This is a genomic window from Kitasatospora sp. NPDC094019, assembly GCF_044764505.1.
In the GTDB taxonomy this organism is placed as follows: Bacteria; Actinomycetota; Actinomycetes; order Streptomycetales; family Streptomycetaceae; genus Kitasatospora.
In genome coordinates, this window is record NZ_JBIWIF010000001.1 from 982489 (window position 1) to 990507 (window position 8019).

The 8019-nt window shown below is 72.4% G+C and carries 8 protein-coding genes; 5 read left to right on the plus strand and 3 right to left on the minus strand.

Annotated elements, in window-relative coordinates; genetic code table 11:
- Positions 1 to 52 precede the first annotated feature (52 nt).
- Entirely contained in the window at positions 53 to 1120 is a 1068-nt protein-coding gene (locus tag ACIQ9P_RS04625) for an NAD(P)/FAD-dependent oxidoreductase (protein ID WP_402349555.1), read from the plus strand.
- A 125-nt stretch (positions 1121 to 1245) separates the two neighbouring features.
- Here ACIQ9P_RS04625 and lepA read toward each other — a convergent pair whose 3' ends face one another.
- Positions 1246 to 3117: a translation elongation factor 4 gene (lepA, locus tag ACIQ9P_RS04630; RefSeq protein ID WP_402349556.1), complete on the minus strand. Its 1872-nt coding sequence runs from the start codon at positions 3115 to 3117 to the stop codon at positions 1246 to 1248.
- Between the two features lie 222 nt (positions 3118 to 3339).
- Here lepA and ACIQ9P_RS04635 point away from each other — a divergent pair, with 222 nt between their 5' ends.
- Both ACIQ9P_RS04635 and rpsT read left to right on the plus strand, forming a co-directional pair.
- On the plus strand, positions 3340 to 3645 hold the full coding sequence (locus ACIQ9P_RS04635) for an antibiotic biosynthesis monooxygenase family protein (protein WP_402349559.1): 306 nt from the start codon (positions 3340 to 3342) through the stop codon (positions 3643 to 3645).
- A gap of 150 nt (positions 3646 to 3795) precedes the next feature.
- Positions 3796 to 4065, plus strand: a complete 270-nt coding sequence (gene rpsT, locus ACIQ9P_RS04640) for a 30S ribosomal protein S20 (protein WP_402349562.1) — start codon at positions 3796 to 3798, stop codon at positions 4063 to 4065.
- A gap of 376 nt (positions 4066 to 4441) precedes the next feature.
- Here the strand turns inward: rpsT and ACIQ9P_RS04645 are convergent, their stop codons facing one another.
- Complete coding sequence (locus ACIQ9P_RS04645) at positions 4442 to 4927, minus strand: hypothetical protein (RefSeq protein WP_402349564.1); 486 nt, start codon at positions 4925 to 4927, stop codon at positions 4442 to 4444.
- A 377-nt stretch (positions 4928 to 5304) separates the two neighbouring features.
- On the opposite strand from ACIQ9P_RS04645, the gene ACIQ9P_RS04650 reads away from it, so the two are divergent.
- Positions 5305 to 6141 carry a hypothetical protein gene (locus ACIQ9P_RS04650; RefSeq protein WP_402349567.1) on the plus strand — a complete coding sequence of 279 codons (837 nt, stop codon included), beginning with the start codon at positions 5305 to 5307 and terminating at the stop codon, positions 6139 to 6141.
- Positions 6142 to 6199: 58 nt separating this feature from the next.
- Here the strand turns inward: ACIQ9P_RS04650 and holA are convergent, their stop codons facing one another.
- Entirely contained in the window at positions 6200 to 7201 is a 1002-nt protein-coding gene (gene holA / locus ACIQ9P_RS04655) for a DNA polymerase III subunit delta (RefSeq protein ID WP_402349570.1), read from the minus strand.
- Positions 7202 to 7315: 114 nt separating this feature from the next.
- Between holA and ACIQ9P_RS04660 the strand changes: the two genes are divergently transcribed.
- Positions 7316 to 7585, plus strand: coding sequence for a hypothetical protein (locus ACIQ9P_RS04660; protein ID WP_402349872.1), 270 nt, complete (start codon positions 7316 to 7318; stop codon positions 7583 to 7585).
- Positions 7586 to 8019 lie beyond the last annotated feature (434 nt).

The window sequence follows — 8019 nt, forward strand, 5'->3', positions numbered from 1 at the left end:
CGGGGCGACGCGAGCGGACGCCACCGACGGCGTCACGAAGGAGCGGGACGACATGACCGAGAAGCAGATCGTCGTACTGGGCGCCGGCTACGCGGGCCTCGCCGCCGCCACCCGCGCCGGGAAGCGAGGCCGGGTCACCCTGATCGCCCCCGAGCAGCGGATCCTGCACCGCGTCCGGCAGCACGAGACCGCCGCCGGGCACCCCGAGCACCGGCCCGCCGTCGCCGAGGTGCTGCGCGGCCGCGCCGTCCGCCACATCGCGGCCCGCGCCACCGGGATCGACCTCGACGGCCGCAAGATCGTCCTCGACAACGGCGAGGTCGTCGCCTACGACACCCTGGTCCACGCCCTCGGCAGCCGCACCGCCTGGCACGACGTCCCCGGCGCCGCCGAACACGCCTACGCCGCCGAGCACGCCGCCGCGATCGCCGACCGGCTGCGCACCGCCGACGGCCCAGGTACCGTCGCCGTGGTCGGCGGCGGCGCCACCGGCATCGAACTGGCCGCCGAACTCGCCGAGGCCCACCCCGACCGGACGGTGCGGATCGTCGCCGCCGGCCAGGTCGGCGGCTGGTTCTCCGCCAAGGGCCGCGGCCACGTGCACCGGGTGCTGCGCGGGCTCGGCGTCACGATCCACGAGCACACCGCCGTCACCGCCGTCGACGCCGAGGGCCTCAGCACCGCCGACGGCCGGATCCCCGCCGACCTCGTCGTCTGGGCCGCCTCGATGGAACCGCACCCGCTCGCCGCCGAGGCCGGCCTCGCCGTCACCCCGGCCGGCCGGGCGATCGTCGACGACCACCTGCGGTCGGTCTCGCACCCCGAGGTGTACGTGATCGGCGACGCCGCCGAGGTCACCGTCCCCGGCACCGGCACCCTCCGGATGGGCTGCGCCACCGCCCTGCCGCAGGGCCAGTACCTCGGCAAGGTGCTCGCCGGACGCACCGACGAGCCGTTCGCCTTCCGCTACGTCGTGCAGTGCCTGAGCCTCGGCCGGCGCGACGGGCTGGTCCAGCTGATCCACGGTGACGACTCGATGCGGCCCTCGGTGCTCACGGGCCGGACCGGGCGGCTGGTCAAGGCCGCGATCCTCAGGAGCGTCGTCATGTCGCTGCGCTGAGCGGCCCCGTGTGCGGCGACGCACGCGCGAGGGGACGGGACACACGCGCGAGACGACGGGACGCACGCGCGCGAGGGGCCCGGGACGCGGTGTGCGTCCCGGGCCCCTCGCGATGGCGCCGCGGGCTACTTCTTCTCGCCCTTGGGGGTCTCGGCGTCGGTGGACAGCGCGGCGATGAAGGCTTCCTGCGGAACCTCCACCCGGCCGACCATCTTCATCCGCTTCTTGCCCTCCTTCTGCTTCTCCAGCAGCTTCCGCTTCCGGGAGATGTCACCGCCGTAGCACTTGGCGAGGACGTCCTTGCGGATGGCGCGGACGGTCTCGCGGGCGATCACCCGGGAGCCGATCGCCGCCTGGATCGGCACCTCGAACTGCTGGCGCGGGATCAGCTTCTGGAGCTTGCCGGCCATCATCACGCCGTAGCCGTACGCCTTGTCCTTGTGCACGATCGCGGAGAACGCGTCCACCGCGTCACCGTGCAGCAGGATGTCGACCTTCACCAGCTGGGCGCTCTGCTCGCCGATCGGCTCGTAGTCGAAGGAGCCGTAGCCGCGGGTCTTGGACTTCAGCTGGTCGAAGAAGTCGAAGACGATCTCGGCGAGCGGCAGCGTGTAGCGCAGCTCGACCCGGTCCTCGGACAGGTAGTCCATGCCCTGGAGGTTGCCCCGGCGGGCCTGGCAGAGCTCCATGATCGCGCCGACGAACTCGTTCGGCGCCAGGATGGTGCCGCGCACGACCGGCTCGTACACCTCGGCGAGCTTTCCGGTGGGGAACTCGCTCGGGTTGGTGACGGTGTGCTCGGTGCCGTCCTCCATCACCACGCGGTAGACCACGTTCGGGGCGGTGGAGATCAGGTCGAGGTTGAACTCGCGCTCCAGCCGCTCCCGGATGATCTCCAGGTGCAGCAGGCCGAGGAAGCCGCAGCGGTAGCCGAAGCCGAGCGCGACCGAGGTCTCCGGCTCGTACACCAGCGCCGCGTCGTTCAGCCGCAGCTTGTCCAGGGCGTCGCGCAGCAGCGGGTAGTCCGAGCCGTCCAGCGGGTACAGACCCGAGAACACCATCGGGCGCGGGTCCTTGTAGCCGCCCAGCGCCTCGGTCGCGCCCTTGTGCATCGACGTGATGGTGTCACCGACCTTGGACTGCCGGACGTCCTTCACACCGGTGATGATGTAGCCCACCTCGCCGACGCCCAGGCCGTCGGCGACCTTCGGCTCCGGCGAGATGACGCCGATCTCCAGCAGCTCGTGGGTGGCGCCGGTGGACATCATCGCGATGCGCTCGCGCTTGGTCAGCTGACCGTCCACGACACGGACGTAGGTGACCACGCCGCGGTAGGAGTCGTACACCGAGTCGAAGATCATCGCGCGGGCCGGGGCGTCCTTGACGCCGACCGGGGCCGGGACGGTGCTGACGATGTGGTCCAGCAGGTCCTCGACCCCGAGGCCGGTCTTGGCGCTGACCTGGAGCACGTCGGACGGGTCGCAGCCGATGATGTGGGCGATCTCCGCGGCGTACTTCTCCGGCTGCGCGGCCGGCAGGTCGATCTTGTTCAGCACCGGGACGATGGTGAGGTCGTTCTCCAGCGCCAGGTACAGGTTGGCGAGGGTCTGCGCCTCGATGCCCTGGGCCGCGTCGACGACCAGGATGGTGCCCTCGCACGCCGCGAGGGAGCGGGACACCTCGTACGTGAAGTCCACGTGGCCCGGGGTGTCGATCATGTTGAGGATGTGCGTGGTCCCGGCCTGGGGACCGGTCTTCGGCGCCCACGGGAGACGGACGGCCTGCGACTTGATCGTGATGCCGCGCTCGCGCTCGATGTCCATGCGGTCGAGGTACTGGGCGCGCATCTGCCGCGGGTCCACCACGCCGGTGATCTGCAGCATCCGGTCGGCGAGGGTCGACTTGCCGTGGTCGATGTGGGCGATGATGCAGAAGTTGCGGATCAGCGCCGGGTCGGTACGGCTGGGCTCTGGCACATTGCTGGGGGTCGCGGGCACCTTGGTCCGATTCTCCGTTGGTCCGGGGGCCGGGGGTGTCCGGATCATCGCTGACCGGCTTCCCGGGCGACCGGACGGTCGTCCGATCGAGATAGTTCCTCCCATCTTCCCACCTCCCGCGGCCGGACCGCGCGCCACCCGTCCGCTTCGGGCCGCCCGGGGGCCCGCGGGGGCCGCCCCCGCGGGGGATCGGGGCGGGGCGGGGCGGCAGGATGGCGGGCCATGATCCTGGAAAGCGCTCTGCTCGACGTCCTGCCCGGCCAGGAGGAGGACTTCCTCGCCGCCTTCGCCGAGGCCCGACCCCTGATCGCCGGCCGGCCGGGCTTCCGCTCGCTGGCCCTGCGCCGCTGCCTGGACGAGGGGCGCGGCTCCCGGTTCCTGCTCCAGGTGGAGTGGGAGAAGCTCACCGACCACACCGAGGGATTCCGCCGCTCCCCCGAGTACCAGAAGTGGCGCGCGCTGCTGCACCACTTCTACCGGCCGTTCCCCGAGGTCGAGCACTACGGCGAACCGCTCCTGCGGGCCTGACCGGTTTGGGCCGGGCCCGCCGACCCTGGTAGCGTTGGCCGCTGCACCTGGCCCCGGCATGCCCTCTCAGCTGACCCGAGGGCCGCTGGTGCAGCCTCCCGGCCCCGGCCGGGAACCCCCAGATCCGATTTCACAGACTGAGGCACTTTCGTGGCGAACATCAAGTCCCAGATCAAGCGCAACAAGACCAACGAGAAGGCGCGCCTGCGCAACAAGGCCGTCAAGTCCTCGCTGAAGACCGCCCTGCGCAAGGCCCGCGAGGCCGCTGCGGCCGGCGAGACCGAGAAGGCCACCGAGCTGGCCCGCGCCGCCTCCAAGGCGCTGGACAAGGCCGTGAGCAAGGGCGTCATCCACGCCAACCAGGCCGCCAACAAGAAGTCGGCCATCACCAAGCGCGTCAACACGGCCGTCCAGGTCTGACGCCTCCGGGGCCGCACGACGGCCCCACCCCTCGGGACGCCCGGCCCTCTACCCGGAACCCCCGAGGCGCACGACACACTTCGCACCGCACGCGGCCTGCGTTCGCCACGCGGGTGCGGTGCACAGAGAACGACCGGAAGTGCCGGCTCATAGGCCCTTCCGCTGCTGCCCGTCCGGTACCCACCGGGCGGGCAGTACGCATTCTGTACACATGGATCCGAGCGCGGTCCTGGCCACCGGTGCGGCGGCACGGCTCGTGCCGAGGGCGTTCGTCGCCTCGTCGAGGCGGTTCGGGAACCGGACCGGCCACGCCGCGCGAACGATCAGCACAACGCGCCCGGCCGCCGCCACGGCGGCCGGGCGGGTCACTGTCGGATCAGCCGACCTTCGTCCACTTCTGGCATCCCTGCGACTTGAACAGGGCGTCGGACTTCTTGATCGTCACTACTCCCTGTCCGGTCAGCGCGTCGTTGGCGATGATCGAACCGGCGTCCCCGCTGGTTCCGCTGCTGCGTTCCCAGTAGCAGAGGCCCGTGCTGTCGCTCGGGCCGGCTGTCTTGTACGTGCCGGGCTGAACGTCCGTGCCGACCAGGTAGGTCCCACTTCCGGCGATCGTGCCGTCGGGCTTCGCCGCGGCCTCACCGGTCGGCTCCGGCGTGACGATCGCGGTCACCGTCGCCGTGCTTGTGACCGTGACCGTGGGAGCTGGGGCTGCGGGCGCCGTGACCGTTTCGACGACGGTCCTCGTGACCGTCGGCAGTACGGACGGCGAGGCGGCCCCGGTGCCGGTGCCGGAAGTACTGCTGCACGCCGTCGCGGTCCCGACCAGGACCGCGGCGGCAAGGGCGATGCGTATGCGCATGGAAGTCCCTGTCGAAATGGATGTGAGAGCGGGACCATATCGCTCGTACTCGGGGGGACCACGGCCTGTTGCCGAGCCGTGATGTGCCGTAGCCCGCCCTCTTCACCCTGCTGCTCGGCTCTTGACCCTGCTGCTGCTCGGCTGTCGGGCCGTCCTCGGCGATCCCGGGTACGGCGAGCACATCGGACCGCACCACCGCGAGCCCGGAGCGTTGTCGTGCCGACCCGATGTCCTGGTTCTCGGGGCCCCTCCGGCGGCGAGGGGCGAGCGGGAACCGGGGCGGGCCGATCACCGTCGCTTTCCTCGAACGGTCGCCCGGCCCGGCCGATAGGGTCGGGTCTCCGGCACCCACGTCGCAGGCCCGAGGGGGGCACACATTGGGGACACCGCCGCCGCCGTCATCACCGTCACCGTCACCGGCACCGTCACCGCAGAACGGACCCGGCTTCGCCGGCTTCCCGCAGCAGCCGCCGGCACCGGCACCGAACAGCCCGCCCGGCTTCGGACCGCCTCCCGGCCTCCCCAGCGCACCCGGCTCGGCGGCGACACCCGGCGTCCGCGCCCCGGGCGGTGGCCTGCGGCGCAACGCGACCTGGGCCTTCGTCGGCGCGATCCTCGCCTCGGCGGTCTGGACCGGCACCGTGCTCATGGTGCCCGGCCTCGTCGACGACGGGTCCGCGGCGAAGAGCCTCCGTGGCTACCACGCGGTCGACCGGATCTGCGACGCCGGCAAGCTCACCGCGTTCCGCGGCAAGTACAAGATGGTGGACAACTATCCGTTGGAGCACGTCGGCCGCACCGACACCATGGACGTGATGCGCTGCTACGCGCTGATGAAGCGCACCCCGTCCGACAGCGAGACCACCGACTACGCCACCCTCGACATCCGGGCCGAGCTGCACCGGGCCGTCGACTCCGCCCCGGAGTTCGCAGCCCTTCGGCAGTACTTCGAGCAGCAGAAGTACGAGATCACCGCCGTCCCGGGCCTCGGCGAGGAGGCGTACCTCGCCTACGGCGACGAGCCGACCAGTTCGGACAAGAGCTTCCACGACATCAACTACTACCTGCAGGTCCGGGACGGCGGCATGACGTACTCGCTGTACTGGACGGACAACTACCAGGTCGGCAAGAACCACACCCTGGACCGGGAGACCCTGCGCAAGGCCATCGTCGACGACACCCGGGACATGCTCAAGGCGATCGGCGGCCCGTGACCCCGGCCGCCGCCCGGTGCGAGACCGCTCAGCACGAGCTCGCCCCGTGCGCGGCCGCTCAGTACGAGGGCTGCCGGGACCCGGCCCTGGCGGCCCTCGCCACGGCGACCACGGCTCGCTCCAGGGCGAAGGCCGGGTCGTCGGAGCCGCCCTTGACGGCGGCGTCCGCCTGCGCGATCGCCGTCAGGGCCACGGCCACGCCGTCGCCCGTCCAGCCGCGCATCTGCTGGCGGACCCGCTCCACCTTCCACGGCGGCATGCCCAGCTCACGGGCCAGATCCGCCGGGCGCATGTTGCGCCCGGCCGTTGCCAGCCGCCCGATGCTCCGCACCCCGGACGCCAGCGCGTAGGTGATGCCGGTCGGCGGCTGGCCGACCGCCAGGGCCCAGCGCAGGCGCTCCAGCGCCTCGGCGGCCCGGCCGGTGACCGCCAGGTCCGCCACCTCGAAGCCGGTGGCCTCGGCCCGGCCGCTGTAGTAGCGGGCCACCACGGTGTCGTCGATGGTGCCCTCGACGTCCGAGGTCAGCTGGCTGCAGGCCGCTGCCAGCTCCCGCAGGTCGCTGCCGAGCGAGTCCAGCAGGGCCTGACACGCCTCCGGGGTCGCCGCGCGGCCGAGCGTACGGAACTCGCCGCGCACGAAGGCCAGCCGCTCGCCCGCCTTGGCGAGCTTGGCGCAGGCCACCTCGCGGCCGCCGGCCTTGCGGCCCGCGTCCAGCAGGCCCTTGCCCTTGGCGCCGCCCGCGTGCACCAGGACCATGATCACTTCTTCGACGGGGGCCTCGATGTACGCCTTGACCTCCTTCACGGAGTCGGCGGAGAGGTCCTGCGCCGCTCTGACCACGATGACCTTGCGCTCGGCGAAGAGCGAGGGCGTGGTGAGCTCGGCCAGGCTGCCCGGCTGCAGGCCCCCGGGCGGGAGGTCCCGCACATCGGTGTCCGGGTCGGCGGCCTTCGCCGCGGCCACCACCTGGGCCACCGCGCGGTCCAGCAGCAGCTCCTCCTGGCCGACCGCGAGGGTCAGCGGGGCGAGCAGGTCGTCGGGTGCACTCTTCCTGGCCATCGCCTACCAGCATCCCACGGGGCACGGACAGCTCCGGCCGCCCTGGAGAATGGCCGGGTGACCGAAGACCCCACCACCGACCCCGCCACCGAGCCCACTGCCGGGCCCGCCGATCTGCCGGGCGACTTCGACCCGTACGCCCGGCAGCTGCTCGTCCTGCCCGACCGCGACGCCGCCGAGGAGGCCGCCGAGGAACTCGGCGCCGACCACCCCGACCTCGGTGAACCGGAGATCGTCCGGGACGCCCTCGCCGGCGAGGACGACGCCGAGGACGCCCAGTGGCTGGTGGTCGTCGAACCTCCCGAACACGGCTGGACCCCGGCCCGCCTCCATGCCCTCGACACCCTCGCCGCCTCCCACCACGGCTGGCGCGAGCAGCACTGACCCATCCTCTCCGCGTGGGAAGTCGGCCGGGCCGACTTCCCACGCGAGGTGTTCGGTGCCCCTGGTTCGGCGGCCCGCTCCGGTGCGTCCCTCTCCGTTGTGCTCCGGGCACCGCCCGGAGCACAACGGCATGCACTACCGCGGCCTCGCCGTCGGGCGGGCGGCACCTGGTGCCCCAGCCCTGTTGTCCGTACCTTCCCGGGGCCCGAGCGGCGTGCTCGGGCCCCGGACAGAAGAATCGTTTCTGCCTTTCCCTCCCCCGCCCCTCCTCCCCAACCCCAACCCCCTGATTTCCCACCCCCACTTCCGGGGTCGGGGAGGAAGGCGGCGGTGGGGGTCACCCCGGCGGGGGGGGGGGGGGGGGGGGGCCCCCCCCCCCCCCCCCCCCGGCGGGGGCCGCGGGGGGGCGGGGGGGGGGGGGCGCGCCCGCGGCG